General features: G+C 55.5%; 9 protein-coding genes. All 9 read right to left on the bottom strand.

Annotated elements, in window-relative coordinates:
* Positions 1 to 21: 21 nt before the first annotated feature.
* Positions 22 to 963: an ABC transporter permease gene (locus tag MWH02_RS08795; RefSeq protein WP_271460373.1), complete on the bottom strand. Its 942-nt coding sequence runs from the start codon at positions 961 to 963 to the stop codon at positions 22 to 24.
* Entirely contained in the window at positions 945 to 2042 is a 1098-nt protein-coding gene (locus MWH02_RS08790) for an ABC transporter permease (protein ID WP_271460372.1), read from the bottom strand. Before MWH02_RS08790 ends, MWH02_RS08795 begins: the two co-directional genes overlap by 19 nt.
* Positions 2035 to 3537, bottom strand: coding sequence for an ABC transporter ATP-binding protein (locus MWH02_RS08785; RefSeq protein ID WP_271460371.1), 1503 nt, complete (start codon positions 3535 to 3537; stop codon positions 2035 to 2037). Before MWH02_RS08785 ends, MWH02_RS08790 begins: the two co-directional genes overlap by 8 nt.
* 4 nt (positions 3538 to 3541) lie before the next feature.
* Positions 3542 to 4507 (bottom strand): BMP family protein, encoded by a 966-nt coding sequence (locus MWH02_RS08780; RefSeq protein ID WP_271460370.1) that lies wholly within the window; start codon positions 4505 to 4507, stop codon positions 3542 to 3544.
* 73 nt (positions 4508 to 4580) lie between these two features.
* Positions 4581 to 5687 carry an LLM class flavin-dependent oxidoreductase gene (locus tag MWH02_RS08775; RefSeq protein WP_271460369.1) on the bottom strand — a complete coding sequence of 369 codons (1107 nt, stop codon included), beginning with the start codon at positions 5685 to 5687 and terminating at the stop codon, positions 4581 to 4583.
* A gap of 15 nt (positions 5688 to 5702) precedes the next feature.
* Entirely contained in the window at positions 5703 to 6497 is a 795-nt protein-coding gene (locus MWH02_RS08770; protein ID WP_271460368.1) for an alpha/beta fold hydrolase, read from the bottom strand.
* A 183-nt stretch (positions 6498 to 6680) separates the two neighbouring features.
* Positions 6681 to 7568 carry a LysR family transcriptional regulator gene (locus MWH02_RS08765; protein WP_271460367.1) on the bottom strand — a complete coding sequence of 296 codons (888 nt, stop codon included), beginning with the start codon at positions 7566 to 7568 and terminating at the stop codon, positions 6681 to 6683.
* 67 nt (positions 7569 to 7635) lie between these two features.
* Entirely contained in the window at positions 7636 to 9243 is a 1608-nt protein-coding gene (locus MWH02_RS08760; RefSeq protein WP_271460366.1) for a hypothetical protein, read from the bottom strand.
* 192 nt (positions 9244 to 9435) lie between these two features.
* Positions 9436 to 15411: an autotransporter outer membrane beta-barrel domain-containing protein gene (locus MWH02_RS08755; RefSeq protein WP_271460365.1), complete on the bottom strand. Its 5976-nt coding sequence runs from the start codon at positions 15409 to 15411 to the stop codon at positions 9436 to 9438.
* Between the last annotated feature and the right edge of the window lie 201 nt (positions 15412 to 15612).

Below are 15612 nucleotides of genomic sequence, written 5' to 3'. Positions count from 1 at the left end.
TTCTCCTGAAAAATTAAAAGATTAACGCCCTGAATTACGTAAGAAAGGTCGGCCTAAATCTCCCGGTGCCGCGCCGGCTTTGCCCATCATGATCCAGGCAATCAGCGCCACCACAAACGGCATCGCCATTAGCAGCGACGGCGCGATATCCACGCCGAGATATTGTCCCTGGAACTGTAAGGCCTCGAGCAGACCCAACACGATGGCGACGATCAGTACGCGCAGCGGCATCCAGCGGGCAAAAATGGTGATGGCAATGGACAGATAGCCGCGCCCGGCGGTCATGTTGTCGACGAAGGTGCCGCCAGATGCCACGATGCACAGGTACGCGCCGCCCAAGCCCGCCATCAGTCCGGTGAACAGCGTGGCGCTAAAGCGAATGCGCAGCACAGAATGCCCGGCGGCATCGGCCGCTAAGGCGTTTTCACCCACCGCACGCAGCATCAATCCGGCGCGGGTAAAACGCAGCAGACACCACAGCGCAATGGCGATCACCACCGCCAGATAGAACACCGGGCTCTGGGAAAACAGCGCACGCCCCACCACTGGCAAATCGGATAAGCCCGGCAACTTAAGCATCGAAACCGAGCGCATCGATCCGGCGGCAGGCGCACCGCTCAGACACAGCTGGCGAATCAGCGAGGTCGCGCCAATCGCAAAAAGATTGAAGCCGATGCCCATCACGATCTGGTTGGCGCGTGCCAGTACCGTGCCTAATGCCAGCAGCAACGCAGCCAGCAATCCGCCCAACATGCCCGCACCCAATGCCAGCACCGGCGAGCCGGTCAACGTCAGTCCCAGTGCCGAAGCCGATGCGCCAAACAGCATCAAGCCTTCCAGCCCAATGGTGAACACGCCCGCGCGTTCGGAAACGGTTTCACCCAACGCCGCCAATAGCACCGGCACGCACAGCCGCAATCCGCCCGCCAGGAAGAGCGCCAGGGTTACAGTGTTGAATTCCATACCGGCCTCCCTTTCACCAGCATCACGCCGCTTAGCACCGCCAGAATCAGAATCGGCATGCCGCCGAGCACATCAGCGAGCGCAGCAGGAATCGAAAAGGTGGTTTGCAGCGCCAGCGCGGCGCTATTGATGGCACCGAAGTAGAGCGAGACGATCACTGCGCCAAACGGCTGCAATCCGGCCAGAAATGACACCGCTAGTCCTTCAAAGCCAAGGCCCGACGAAAAACCATCAATCAAGCGATATTGCACGCCAAGCACTTCAAAGGTGCCGGCAAGACCGCTAACCGCACCGGAGATCGCCATGCTGGAGAGCACGGTTTTGGCGGCGGATTGTCCCTGTAAGCGCACAAAGCGCGGACTTTGCCCGCTGGCGCGCAGTTTCAGGCCGAAAGCGCTGTGGTTGAGCATCACCCACACCGCCAGCGCGATCAGCAGCGCGAGGAACACGCCGGCATGCAAACGTGTGCCTTCAATTACCTGCTGGAACACACCATCGGCGGGCAACTGCGCCGACATATTGAAGTTGGAGTTGGCCGGTCGCATTGGACCTTGCACCAGATATTTCAGCAGGTAGATGGCGATAAAATTCATCATCAGCGTGACAATAATTTCATCGATGCCGCGCCACACTTTCAGCAGCGCCGGAATCGCTCCCCAGCACGCACCGCACAGCGCCCCGCTGAGGATCGACAGCGGCAGCAGCGCCGCGCCGACATTACCAAAGGCGAGAAACGGCAGCATCGCGCCAATCGCGCCCATCTGCAGTTGCCCTTCGCCGCCGAGATTAAACATGCCGCCACGAATAGCGATCAGCGCGCCCAGCGCCACCAGCAGGCGCGGCGTCATAAACACCAGCGTATCGGACAGCGCGCGCAGTGTGCCGAATGCGCCGTCAAACGCAGTGGACATTGCCGCTCGCATCGGCACGCCCATGGCCGCAATCAGCGCTAAGCCAATGATCAGCGAACCGACAAAAGCGCTGAGCGTGATCCACAACGATCGCGACGCGCTGAGCTGTGCCAGCACGCGGCGCAACGAGGCGCTGGTTTGCGCCAGCGTAGTAACGGAATCAGACATGCAAACCTCCTGCGAGCAGCGCACCGCGCCCCGACGTCATCAGGGTGCCAATTCGTTCAATATTCATCTCATCTCCCGCTACGGCACCGGTAATCCTGCCGCCGTTCATCACCACGATGCGATCCGAAACGCGAATTAACTCTTCAATGTTCGAAGAGATGATAATCACCGTGGTGCCGGCATCTGCCGCCTCGGCAAGGCGCATCAGCACCGCTTCTGCCGCCGCCATATCCAGGCCGCGCGTCGGTTGATACACCACGATAATCGACGCGTCCTGCGCCAGCGCGCGTGCCACCACGATCTTTTGCTGATTGCCGCCAGACAGCGAACGCGCCGGGCTGGCGTGAGAATGAGTGCGAATCTCCGACTGCGCGATCATCTCCACGGCGCGCGTGGCAATCGCTTTGTGATCGAGTAATCCAGCGCGGCGATACGCGCCTCGCATAATCTCGGGATAGAGCAAGTTGTGTGATACCGGCAGATCAAGTGACAAACCTTCGTGATGGCGATCCTGCGGCACCAGCGCTAACGTGACGTTGTCACTGGCACGCACCACTTCGCCGCCTTCCGGTTGCAGTTCACCCGCCAGAATGGCGAACAGTTCGCTCTGTCCGTTGCCTTCCACGCCCGCCACGCCAACCACTTCGCGCGCCGCCAGCGTGAGGTTAATGTCGTGCAAACCGGGTGAACCGCTGCCAGGCCGCAGCTGAATGTTGCTTAGGCGCATCTGCTCTTCGCCGCCGCTGCGGTGCTGGCCGAGCCGCGTGCCGCTGCTGACGGTGCGACCAACAATGCGCTCCACCAGCTCATCCGGCGTGCAGCTGTGCGTTAATCCGCTGCCGTTGGTTTTGCCGCGGCGCAGAATGGTGTAACGATCGGCATTCGCCAGCACTTCATCGACGTTATGCGTTACCACCGCCACCGCCGTGCCGCTGGCACAGATGCGGCGCAGCGTGGCGTAGAGCGCGGTGATTTCAGCGGGCGTCAAAATAGTGGACGGCTCATCCAGCAGCAGCACGCGCGTGTCATTAACCAGCGCTTTAAGGATCTCCACCCGCTGCTGCAACGCCAGCGGCAAGTGACCGACCATCGCCGCCGGATCCAGATCAACGCCATAATGCTGCATAAAGGCGCGGATATCGGCGTGGCGACGAAAGGCTTTGCGCCGCTCGCCGCGTGCCACCAGCGCCAGATTCTCTGCCACGCTAAATGGCGTCACCAGTTTGAAATGCTGATGCACCATGCCAATGCCGTTAGCGATGGCATCGGCCGGTCGCCGGTGAATCACCTGCCGACCATTCATCAACACGCCGCCTTCACTCGGCTCATGCACGCCATACAGAATGTTCATTAATGTAGATTTGCCCGCTCCGTTCTCACCCAGCAGCGCGTGAATCTCTCCGGGGAACAGCGACAGACACACTTTTTCCAGCGCCTGGAAGCCATTGGGATAGCACTTCGAGACGTGATCGAGTTCGATGAGCGGACTGGACATGACGTTAGTCCTCAATCCTGACCTTGCCGGACTTGATGTCGTCCATCACCTTAAACACCTTGTCCTGCACGGCTTTATCGACGTGAGCAAACGGCGTTGATAGCGTCCAGCCGTTGGTTTTCAGGTTTTCGGTGATGATGCGATTGCCTAACCGATGTTCGGCGTAATGCTTGCCGATATCGGCGTAGGATTTATCAAAGTTCATCACCGTTGAGGTCATGATCGAATTGGGGAAGGATTTGGCTTGATCGGTGTAGGAACCGATGGTCAGCACGCCCTCTTCATCGGCGGCCTGCTGAATACCGGCGTCAGCGGTATCGGCTGATGGAATGACGAAATCCGCACCGCGCGCAATCGCTCCGGTCGCAATCTCTTTGGCGCGCGCCACGTCGGTGAACGAGCCGACATAGGCAGAATCCACCACCACTTTTGGGTTGACGTAGGCGGCCCCTTTTTTGATGAACTGCACGGTGCGCTCCGCCGAGGGAATCGGTTCGCCGCTGATCACCGCAATATGGCCGCTTTTACTTGCCGATGCCGCCAATGCGCCGAGCACAAAGCCGTACTCATCCCAATCCACCGACCACGCCGAATAGTTCGGCAAATTGTTGGTGGAACCTTCGTAGGAGTAGAGCACAAACTGGGTGTTAGGGAATGATGGCGCGACTTCTTTGATCGCTGCTGAGTAACCGGATGAGTGCGCGATGATCAGCTTCACGCCGTCTGCCGCCAGCTGGCGCAATACCGAAGGCGCAGCTTCGTAGGTGGTGTGTTCGAGATAGCTCGGCGTAAAACCCTCTTTACTGGCCATCGATTTGAAGGCGGCATATCCCGCCATATCCCAGGAACCTTGAGTGACGGTTTGGGTGAACAGCGCCGCGACGCGCGGTTTGCTGTCATCTGCCTGAACCACCGCGCTGCAACCGATCGCAGCCGCTACCGCAACAGCCAACATTATCTTCATTTTCATCATTCGACTCCTGGCAATCCGCATCGCGGAAAAGGTGGATTTATCGTTATGGTGGTCGCCATAAATGGCGACCCTACGTGTTTTGGTAGGCACGCGCGTTGGTGTTGACGCCGTGCTGCTCCAGCACTTCGAGCACCTCGGTACCGACGATGCGCAGATCGTCAATAAAGTCCGGCACAATCACCGTTACGCCATCCAGCTGCGCGCCTTTGATAATGGCAGCCAGCTTGGTGCCGATGGTTTCTGGCGATCCCACCAATGCGGCGCGCGTCATTGAGTTACGCTGCTCGCCCTGCGAAACAAAGCGCTGCGCCATGGTGTTCTGCTTAAAGCTCTTGTCGCCGGAGTATTCGCGCGTCTGGTTATCCAGCGCGATGGTGTCAACGCCCGCGTCATACACCGCCACGCGCTCATGTGCTTCGGCATCGGTCGCGCCCGGTACGATGGTGAACAAGCCGTAGGTTTTGAAATCCGGTTTGCCCTGCTGCGCGGCCAGCTCTTTGGCACGCAGCCCGGTTTTAATGAAGTCGTCATGGTCCGAACCGAGCATAAAGCTGCCGGAGCAGTGATCCATGGTGAATAAGAAGCCACGATCCGACGCGCCCGCACAGATAATCGGCGGCGGCGCGGCCGGTTTCGGGTTCGACATACAGTCGATCAGCTCGTAGTGCTTGCCTTTGTGGTCAACGCGATCTTCGGTCCACAAACGTTTCAGCACCGTCAGCCACTCGGCGGCCAGTTCGTAACGCTCGGCGTGATCGAGATCCATCCACAAGCCCATTTGCCCCTGATCGCTGGGATTGGAGCCTGACACGATATTCAGGCCAAAACGGCCTTTAGAGATTTGGTCCAGCACCGCACTCATTTTTGCCACTACCGCTGGATGAAACACCATGGTGTGAACCGTGCCCCACACGCCGATGCGGCTAGTGGCTTCGGCGATACCGGCCATGGTGGTCAGGCTTTCCAGCGTCACGTCCCAATGCTGCGATGGGCCGCCGTAGCCGCGCCACTTCGCCATCGACAGAGCGAAGTCAAATCCAAGTTGCTCCGCGAGGATCGCCACCTGTTTGTTGTAGTCGTAGGTTGCGGGCAGCTGCGGGCTGGTGGTCGAGGTGATCCAGCCGCCGTTGCCGACCGGCAAAAATACGCCGAACTCAACATTCTTCTTGTCAGTCATGTCAGATTCCTCGATTCAGTTCGCTGGCGAGTGCAGGCTCGTCATAAAGTCGCGGGTAATTTGGTTAAACAGCGGCGTTTCGGTTTCCGAAAAACTGTGGCCGCCCTGCGGCACGATTTTCAGCTGTGCGCCGGGGATGTTTTCGGCCAGCAGCCGCGATTGATACGGCGGCGTGAGGATGTCGTCTTGCGCGCACATCACCAGCGTTGGCGTCTGGATTTTTGGCAGTGCAGCGCTGGCATCATGCGCCATAATCGCGTCGATGCGGCTCAGCACCACATCGCGTGCCGGAAAGCGCGTGGCGGAGGCGAGCAGCGCGGGCGATAAAGTGTCGGCGTTGGCTTTGATATGTTCTGGCGGATAGAGAAACAGCGCGCTGCCGTGTACATACTCCTCCAGCGTGCTGCCAATCAGCAGCGCACGGCGCATGCGGAAGCACCAGTTAAAATGCATATCGGATTTGGCCCAGCTGGCGTACTGCACCATGCCCGCCAGCAGTTGCGGATGGCGCGCCGCCAGAATCTGGCCGATGGCACCGCCGGTGGAGTGCCCTACTAAAATCGGGCGGTCCAACGCCAGCCCGGCAATCAGTGCCTGCAGATCATCCACCAATGTTTCTATGCTGTACGGGCCAGCAGGATGGTCGGATTGCCCCGCGCCGCGTTGATCGTAGGTCACCACGGTAAAATCTTCCGCGAAGGCATTGACCTGCGGCTGCCAGTAGGCGGCAGTACCGCCGAGACCGGAGACGAAAATGATGGCCGGACCACGTCCCGCGATGTCGTAATGGGTGCGAATTCCGTTAGTCATGATGCTCGGCATCGTTTTCCCCCTAAATGGATTTTTGCCTGTATGCAGCGATGACTAATAAGTACCACGCGCGTTTCCGCTAGCTGTAATATCGAATGCAGCACACCGCGTTGCCGGTTTTAGCACGCGATAAAGGGTGGCGTATTCATCAGGTCGCCATGAATGGCGACCCTACGAAGCACATCAATTAAATTCCCGGCACACATGTTTGAGAAACTGGTGCGCGGCAAAGGAGAGCGTGCGGTCGCGATGCACGCAGATCTCAATATTGGCCGATTCCATCGCCTCGTTATCAATCGGTATGGCAATCAACATGTGCTGATCTATTTCACGTGCAGCGATTTGTTTCGGCCCAATGGTTAAGGTGCGCCCGGCTATCGCCATTGCTTTGGTGAGTTCAAGATTATTGGTGTTCACAATCGATTGCGGGTTGAGATGTAGGCTGCGTGTGACTTTGTCGAAGGTTTGCCGCATGCCGAAGCTGGACACTGGCAGCGCCACCGGATAGCCGCAAATATCTTCAAGACTGAGGGATTGATGTTGAGCCAGCGGATGCTGGGGAGAAACCAGGCACTGAATTGGTGCAGGACAGCGCTTTATGACTTCTATTCCGGGGCGGTCGCCCATGTTAAACACGATGCCAATATCGATTTCGTCACGGATAATCGCTTCGATGGTGCGGTCAGACGATTCGCTGTTAATCGAGAACTGAATGGCCGGATAGTTTTCATTAAAGCTGGTCATGATGCGCGGCAAAATCGCCTGCACCACCGCTTCAATTACCCATATTTTCACCTCACCTTCGCGCAGCCCTTTTAAGTTTTTGATCGACTCATGAATGCGGTCGAGGTCGCGGCACATCTTGCGCGTGAAGCGCTCGAGCGTCATGCCTGCAGGGGTTAAGCGGATGCCGGTATTGGTGCGTTCTAGCAACATTACGCCGAGCGTATGTTCCAGTAGCGCGATCTGTCGACTAATAGCCGAAGGCGCAACGTGCAGTCGATCTGCCGCCCGCCTGATCGATCCCGTGGCGGCGACTTCGTTGAAGTATTTATAGGTATTGAGGTTCACTCACATCGCCCTGTACATAGGATTTATCGCACAGGTAGATGCAAGAGTTATTCCATATTGTGAACCATTACCTACCGGGATTAATTACATTTACTGCGTCTGAACCAATACCCTGTTGTCTAAACATGTAATCTAAATCATCCACTAAATCGGTAATGATATAAATGCGGCTTCCAGGATCATGTATTTGCTGGCTAATTATATGTTGGCATAATTTTTCCATCCCTCTAACTTCATTATTTACCCCGTCAGTTTCGCCCGACATATCGATTAACTCGGGATAGGTTCTCCCTTCATAACGCATAACTTCATGGGCAAAGGTCCAAATTTTAACCTGCCCTCCTTCAGCGGATATATCCGCCTTCTCGGCAACGAAATCCAGGAATTCCCCATAAATATAATGGCTCATGCTATGCGATATATCGATATACCAGACTTCATTGAGATGGCGTTTAAAGAGGTGAGTTTGTTGTAAAAATTCTTTAAACGCCTGGGTTTCTGATGTATCTGGTGAGACTTGGGTAAAAAGCATCTGGCGACTATTATTCACATGACGGTGGTTGTCAATATCATCATAATTAACTACCACAACCTGGCCATATTGCGGACAAACACCGGCAGAATATTTATTGAACACGATATCAATATGCGCATCGGTCAATTCGATACGTTGTTTACATTCAATAATTAACGTTGAGTTTTGAGCAGTAACATTTTCATCAGTGGTAAGCACTAAGTCGGGATGAATAGCGTCATTATCTCGATTCACATAGCGGGGTTGATAAATCAACTTGTAATCAGAATGCGGATGCGTCGCAAGCGTTGCTGTTTTTCCTAACGCTAGCGGCGAGCGGCCATCTTGCGCGGTTTTGAGTTGGAATCCGCAGCGGGATAGTTGCTGAAAGCAAATAGAAATAACCCAAATTTCATACACTTGCCATCTAAATTTCCAAAAAGGCAATTCAACAACTTCGCTGGCAATTTGTTCAATATTTTCATTACTGAAATGGGTTTTCACTTCAGTTAATAACTCTGCATACTTAGGATGATTTTTGACAATTGCTTCAACATGGACATCTTTTCTATGATGTTTATCGCCAATGTAACAATTATTCAATCCCTTAAAGATAATATCATGCTCATCACCATAGCTTTTTTTTGCGCGCTTAAGAATTGAAAAAATCTCTAATGCGCTCCAGTCGATGTCATTATTGCGAATATCAATGGAAAGTTGATTGGCAACTTCATGTCCCATCCAATCCATCACATCATTCTTGACGCGCCGCATCTGCTCGTAATCACCGGGTATCAAGGTTTTGAGTTGTTCAAAATGACGAAATGCTTCCATGGAAAAATCCACGTTTCCACTGTCTGTTTCAACTTGCCATTTAATTAAACCTTCGTCGCTTGCCGTAAGAAATTTAGAGTTTTTACAATAATTAATGATATCAGCATACATTTTAGACAGCGGTTCTGCTACGGCAATTAAGGCGCGCAAGTAGGCTTCGGCAGAAACATGCCGGGATTCCAATGCTAAAATGAATTCCCCATCAGGTAAACCCAACCGCTGTTTCATTTTTCGATACAGATCAAGATCGCGAGAATGTGCAGGATGGAAATCAAAATTTTGTTTTTCTAGCAGAAAACGATGTAGGTCAGCCGCCGAAGTGATCATCGAATGAAGTTCCTTATCATATTAAGTTAAATAATGGGTTAACTATGTGTGAGTTTTATGGCAATAGACGCGTTAATTCAGGTAAGAGTTGAATGTAGCGAAAGCGTATATTAAATCCAAGCAGAATTTATTTTATCAGCGACCCTACGAAGCGTGCAATTTGTAGGGTCGCCATTTATGGTGACCGATGTTTCAAAACGACCAACGTACCCCCGCATTATAGCGCCAGCCTTTGGCGCCGTTGCCGTCGATCTCTTTGCGGTAATCGGCTTCGGCATACAGCGCAACGTCCTTATTCAGCGTGGCGCTGCCGCCTAAACCAACGTCCCACATCTGACCAAACTTGCCACTTTCGAAGATTTGACTGCCTTCAGTATCCGCCGCACCGATTTTGGTTTTCGCGGTGCCGCCCCAGCCTTTGTAGTAATTGGCGCGAACGTACGGCGTGTAGGCGTTCTGGCTGGTATCCAGCCAGGTGCGATCGAGGCGTGCGCCGAGTCGGCCGATGGTTTGATCGTAATCGTTGTACGACACGCGCGTGCGATCCTGATCGGTGAAGCTGTCCATCTTCATCTGCAGCCAGGTGATTTGCGCCTGCGGTTCAAGGCGCACGCCGTTGGCGAAGGTGAACGGATAGCCCGATTCCACCGACGCCGTCCAGCCTTTGCCTTTCGGTGTTGCCACCTCTTTCTGCCGGGCGATGTCGGTTTCACCGCGATACCAACCCCAACTCAGCGAGCCATCGAGGTAGAATCCGCTGTCGCGCAGCCAGGTGCCGTACAGCGAAATGCTGTCGCTGTCGAAACTGGTGGAGCTGTAACCGTCGGCTGCATGAGGACGAATGCGCGTGTTGCCACGCGTGTAGGCCACGCCGCCGCGCAAGCTGTCTTGTGGGCCGTCGGCGCGCAGTACGTTGCCGCCCAGCTGTACCGCGCTGTAATCCAGATCGAAGTCATAGCCGTAATCGGCCAAACCGCGATTGCTTTGATACTTCAGGTTGGAGCCGAGATAGCGGATAAACATCTCGCCGCCCACGGCATCGGACGCGGTTTGCTGCTGACGCAGTTCGCCAAGACGTTTATGCAGATCGTCGGTCACCGCCAGCGAGTAATACGCCAAACCCACCGGCGCGGAGATGTAGGACGGCACCTGCGGCGTCACGGCCAGCCGCGCGGCACGCTGATTGCTGCCCGCTTGTGGCTGGCACAGCGAACCGTCTTCACAGACAAAGGTGTTAGCGAGTCGATAATCCCACGCACCGGATGTTGAACTGCCCGGCGCGAAGCTGGCCAAACCATATTGCCACGGCCCGGACGCCACATAGCCGCTCTTGAGCGCAAAACTGGTTGCGCTGGCGCTGCCGGTTACCTGCGCCAGCGACACACCTTCGCTGGCGGCAATCACGCCATCGCGATTGCTATCCAGCTGCGGGCCGCCGATCAGCGTATCGTCGATCAAGGTGGTGCCCGACACATTGCCGTTTACGCGCAGGTTGTCGCTCTGCGTGGCGGTAGAGTTGAGTTTCAGGCTGCCGCCCGCCGATGCCAGTTGGCCATCAATGGTTAAAACATTCGCCGCCGCGTTGCCGCCGTTAGTGAGATCCAGCGTACCGGCGTTATTTACCACCAGCGAATCATCGGTCGCGCCTTGCAGCAGCGGATTGACGTTATCACCGGCAAACAGCGTACTGCCGGCGTCGATATTGATGGTGCTGTGCGCTAGCTTGATGTTGTCGGTTAGCGTCCATTGGGTGGCGAAGAAGTTGAGCGTGCTCCAGCCCGCGCCGAGGTTGGTGCCTTTGCTGACATCATCGCGGGTAAACGAGCCGCCGCGCGCCGTCAGTTCGCTGAGATTGAGCGTGCTGCCAGCGCCGTTTTCGGTGGTGATGTGACGGGTATCGGCCAGGCTGACTCTCTGCACCGTCGCCTGATTCGCCGCACCATTGCCCATCGTCAGGCTGCCGTTCAGCGTGCCGCCGGTCACCACCAGTTCATCGTTGCCGCTGCCGGTATTCACATCGCCGACCACCGCACCATCGAGCAGCGCGATCACATCATTGCCTGCGCCTCCGGCTACGACGACCTGATCCGGGAACGGCGCGGAGATGGTGCCCTGGTTGATAAATACCGTATCGCCACCGCGCAAATCGATCAGCGGAGAGACGCGGCTGAGTGAGGCAATCGAACCCTGATTGATCACCTGGCTGGCGGTGCTGGTGACAATCGCCGAACCGCCGTTGAAATCGCGAATGCCAATTGAGCCCTGCGAAATCACTTTTCCGCTGGTGTTAGCGCGAACGCCGGTACCCTGGCCGGAAACCAGAATGGCGTAATCCTTGCCGATCACCAGATCGTTGCTGGTGGTTGAGCCATCGGCATTTTCGAAGCGATAACCGGTAGCACCACCGCTGACGTTGATTAACGCGCGACCATTAGGATCAAACGAGGTCGCCGAACGCACGCCGTTGCCGCCGCTCACATCGAGCATCACGTTATCCAGCGAGATATTGCTGGTTTCCGCGCGGTTGTTGATTACGCTGCCGCTGCCATAAGCGCCGAGAATGATGTCGTTGGCTTCAAAGCCCTGCGCGCCATTATCCAGCAACAAGCCATCGGCTTTGCCCATCGCATAAATATTGCTCGCGCCCTGCCCGTCGCCGTAGATTCTCAGCCAGCCGCCGTTGCCAACGCGTAACGCTGCGGTGCCGTCATCAACGCGCAGGGAACTGTCCACCGGTACGTATTGGCCGTAGCCGCTGCTGACATCCACACCGATGCCCGACGCGATACGCATGCTGCCACGGTTAATGAAGTTACCGCCGTCATGCACGCGCGCGCCGGTGCTGTTTGGTCCGGTGAGATCGACGACGCCTTGATACTGATTAAACAACCGTGCGCCACCGCTCACATCAAAAGCGGTGCTATTGCTGCCGTTACCGATGATTTGCGAGGCGGCGTAGATTTCCGACTCATCGCCGCCGACCACCGCCGCGGTGCCGTTTTCGCCATTCAGGGCAATGCCGCTGGTGATCACGCCCTCGGCGCTGCCGCTGACGCGCATCACGGTGGCATTTTTGCCGGTCACGGTGTAATTGTCGGTGCGGGAAACCATCGCGTCGTATCCGCTCACCTCCATCCCAGTGCTGTTTTCCCCGCTGAGCGTTACATTGCCTGGCGTTTCGGCATACAGCCACGCGCCGTTGACAATCTCGTATAGCCTGGAGTTTTCAGTGCTGACATCAACGCTGCCGCCGTGGCTGATCAAACGCGTGCCGGGATCCGCTGCGCGAAAACCGTATTGGTTCCTGTCGTGGAACACCACGCGATTGCCATCACCTAAATCAAGTAGTCCACCGGCAAACACCGCGCCCGCCAGCGCGTTTGAGCCAAACAAATTGATGGTGCCGTTTTGATAGAAGCGCGCCAGCTCATGATAGGAGATCAATCCTCTGCTGGGTGAGAAACTCTCGGCATCCAGGTTATACACATTGAGCAAACCGATATTGATAACTTCAGTCGGCGTTACGCCATCGGTGTACTCGGGATTGCCGTACGCATACAGACCGGTGCTGCTGCGCGTCACGGTGACATCGCCACGGTTGAAGGCAAAGGCACCATTCTGCGCATAAATACCGTTGGTGCTCTGACCGCCTAAGGTAATGTCGCCGGTATTGATCAACTGGGCGTGATTGGTGACAACCAGCGCCTGCTGATTGTCGGCAACGCCGCTGAGCGCCGCATGGTTGACCAGCAGCGTATCCGCATTGAACTGGGTTTGCGGATTGATCGGGTCGCCTGTCAGGGTGAATTTATTGCCATCCGCCACCGCGCCGGTCGCGCCGTTGCTGAGCAGCCTGATGCGGGTCGCCGCATCAATGGTGGCGTGCGCGCCATCACTGATCTCAATAGCACGCGCGTAATTGCCGGCAACGTTAAAGGTCGCGCCATTGGTGTTGACGTCGGTGAACTCACCGCTGCCGTACACGCCCGTGGCGAACGAGTTGGTCATGGAAAGCGTGCGGCCGGTGCCGTCAAAATCTGCCCCATCTGCAACACGGAAAATATTGCCGTACGGCACGGTTGCGCTGTAGCTGCCGTTGGCGGGCAAGTTGATTCTGGCGTTGGGGCCAAGGGTATAAAAACTGATATGCCGTGCGGTATACACGTTGGGATCAGGCACGGATAGCGGCACCGCATTAGCGCTGACATCAACCACCGCAAGCCCTTCGGCACGAATACCAATATTCGAGTTTCCGCCGAGTCTGATCGGCCCGGTCAGTTTCGCGTAAGCTGTGCCGCCGGGATCGCCCTTCACCCATACCGCCGTGTTAAAGGAGTTAACAAAACGATCGCCATCGCCTGGCACATTGATCGCGCCGCTGGAAAATGCCACGGAGTCATTGCCATCGCGCGCGATGACTTTTAGGCCAGTGCTGTTGTAGCCGTTGACATTGATGGTGCCGATATTGCCAACCTTGCCAAGGCTGCCGGAATCCAGCGCCAACATGCCAACGTTCTCGGCGGGTTGAACTTGCGCCTTGCCGTTAACGTCGATGACGCCATTGTTCAGCGTAACCGCGTGAGGCGCGAGCTCCACCTTCATCCCTGCGGCGTTTTGCACTTTGGATCCAATCACGATGTGGCCATTATTCACGGCTTTTGAATCAAGGAATTGATAGATGCCGCTGGCGCCGCCACTTAGATTGACGGCGACATCTTCGGTGGGATCATTTTTGCGATTTTGCGGCGTGCGCCCGATGTAGATGAGGCCGTCTTTGGCGTTAACGAAACCGCCTTTGCCGTCGCTGCTCAGCAATACGCCCGCTGCCGTGCCGCCGCTGCTGACATCGCTGACGCCAACGTTGATGTTGCCGTGGTTAACCACTTTGCTGTTGTAGGCATTGATGCCGGTACTGAAGCCCGAGCCGGGTTGCAGGTTGATCACGCCACGATTGATAAAGCGACTTTCATAACTGACGTTGACCGCGCTGCCGCCCGCGCCAACCGTGCTGCTATCGACGCCTTTGCCATTGGCGTTATTAAGAAAACCGGCGTTAATAACGCCGTTGTTGAAGCCGCGCGCGCCGCTAAGCAACTCCAGGCCAGAACCGGTGCTGGCGAGTTTGCCATCGACTATCGCCTTCGCCCCGTTGCTGGCACGCATCACCGCGCTGTTGCTGTTCACCACTTCCAGCGTTTTGCCGCGATTCATTTTCACTGTTGCCTTCGGACCATCGGCGCTAAGCACCACCTGATCGAATATCGGTAGCGCCACTTCATCATCGAAGTTGTTGGTGCTCATGCGATACACTACGCGCCCTTCGCGCAGCGCGTAGGCCTTATTGAATTCTGTGTTGTAACTTTCGGTGCTGAGGTTGGCGTTGGAGAGCTGATCGATCAGCCAGTCGTTGTAATTGCGCAGTTCATTGAGATTAGTGACGTTGAACATGTTAGTGCCGCCATCCAGTGTATTGACGGTGAATACACCCGCGTATTCCACCACGTTGCCGACATCGTAAGCCAGGCGATCGCCACCGTACGGCGTGGTGCCGGCGATGAAGGCGATACGGTTATTGGAATTCCAGTTCAAATTGCCTTTTTTGCTGGCGGTAAATAACTGGCTTTGCTTCGCCGCCATCGACCAGCTATTACTGGAGGAAGTCGACGCCGCGTTATGCTTGCCAATATCGATATTCAGCGTGCCATTACTGACGGAAGCGACACGCGCGTTGATATATTGTTTGTCGTTTACATCAAAATAATCTGGCACCACGGTATCCAGACCTACTGCAGGTAAATCGACCAGTTCTGCAGTATTAAATACCTGATAGGTGGTGTAGGTATTTTCTTCGTAATTGGGGATGCCAATAGCGTAATTCTGCGCACCGATTTGCAGCCGCGCCGCGCCAATCACGTTGTCATTGATAATTCGCCCAATATTGCGCAACTCACCAATCGTTACGCTGCCCGTACCGTTTTCACCCGGCGCGAACTGCGGCAATCCGCTCAGCGTTTGCGTGCTGCCATTACATAAACAGTAAGCACCAACCTTATTGTCATTAATTTCAGGCGTATAAGGCTTTAATATCGCCGCCGTTGTCGGCAACACAGGGAACATCACGCCTTGCGCAGCCACAAGGCTCAGTAACACCGGATTTAATTTAAACACAATGTTTTCCTCAACAGAGAAAAGACAATACGCGCACGGATTATTACCGTTGCGCTTTAGGTTTGTTTAAGTAATTGAATTAGTTTGTTTCAGGTTTTTAATGTTTGAAATCGGGTGAAATGAGTATCTACGCTTTGGCTGGGAAACGTCCAGTTTGAGTTAAGGATTTGTGAGGTGGGATAGAAGATTTGGGAATTTAGC

The sequence above is a fragment of the Pantoea leporis genome, from assembly GCF_028048155.1.
Lineage (GTDB): Bacteria > Pseudomonadota > Gammaproteobacteria > Enterobacterales > Enterobacteriaceae > Pantoea > Pantoea leporis.
Note: the sequence above shows the minus strand (reverse complement) of the source record. Positions and strands in the feature narration are given on the sequence as shown.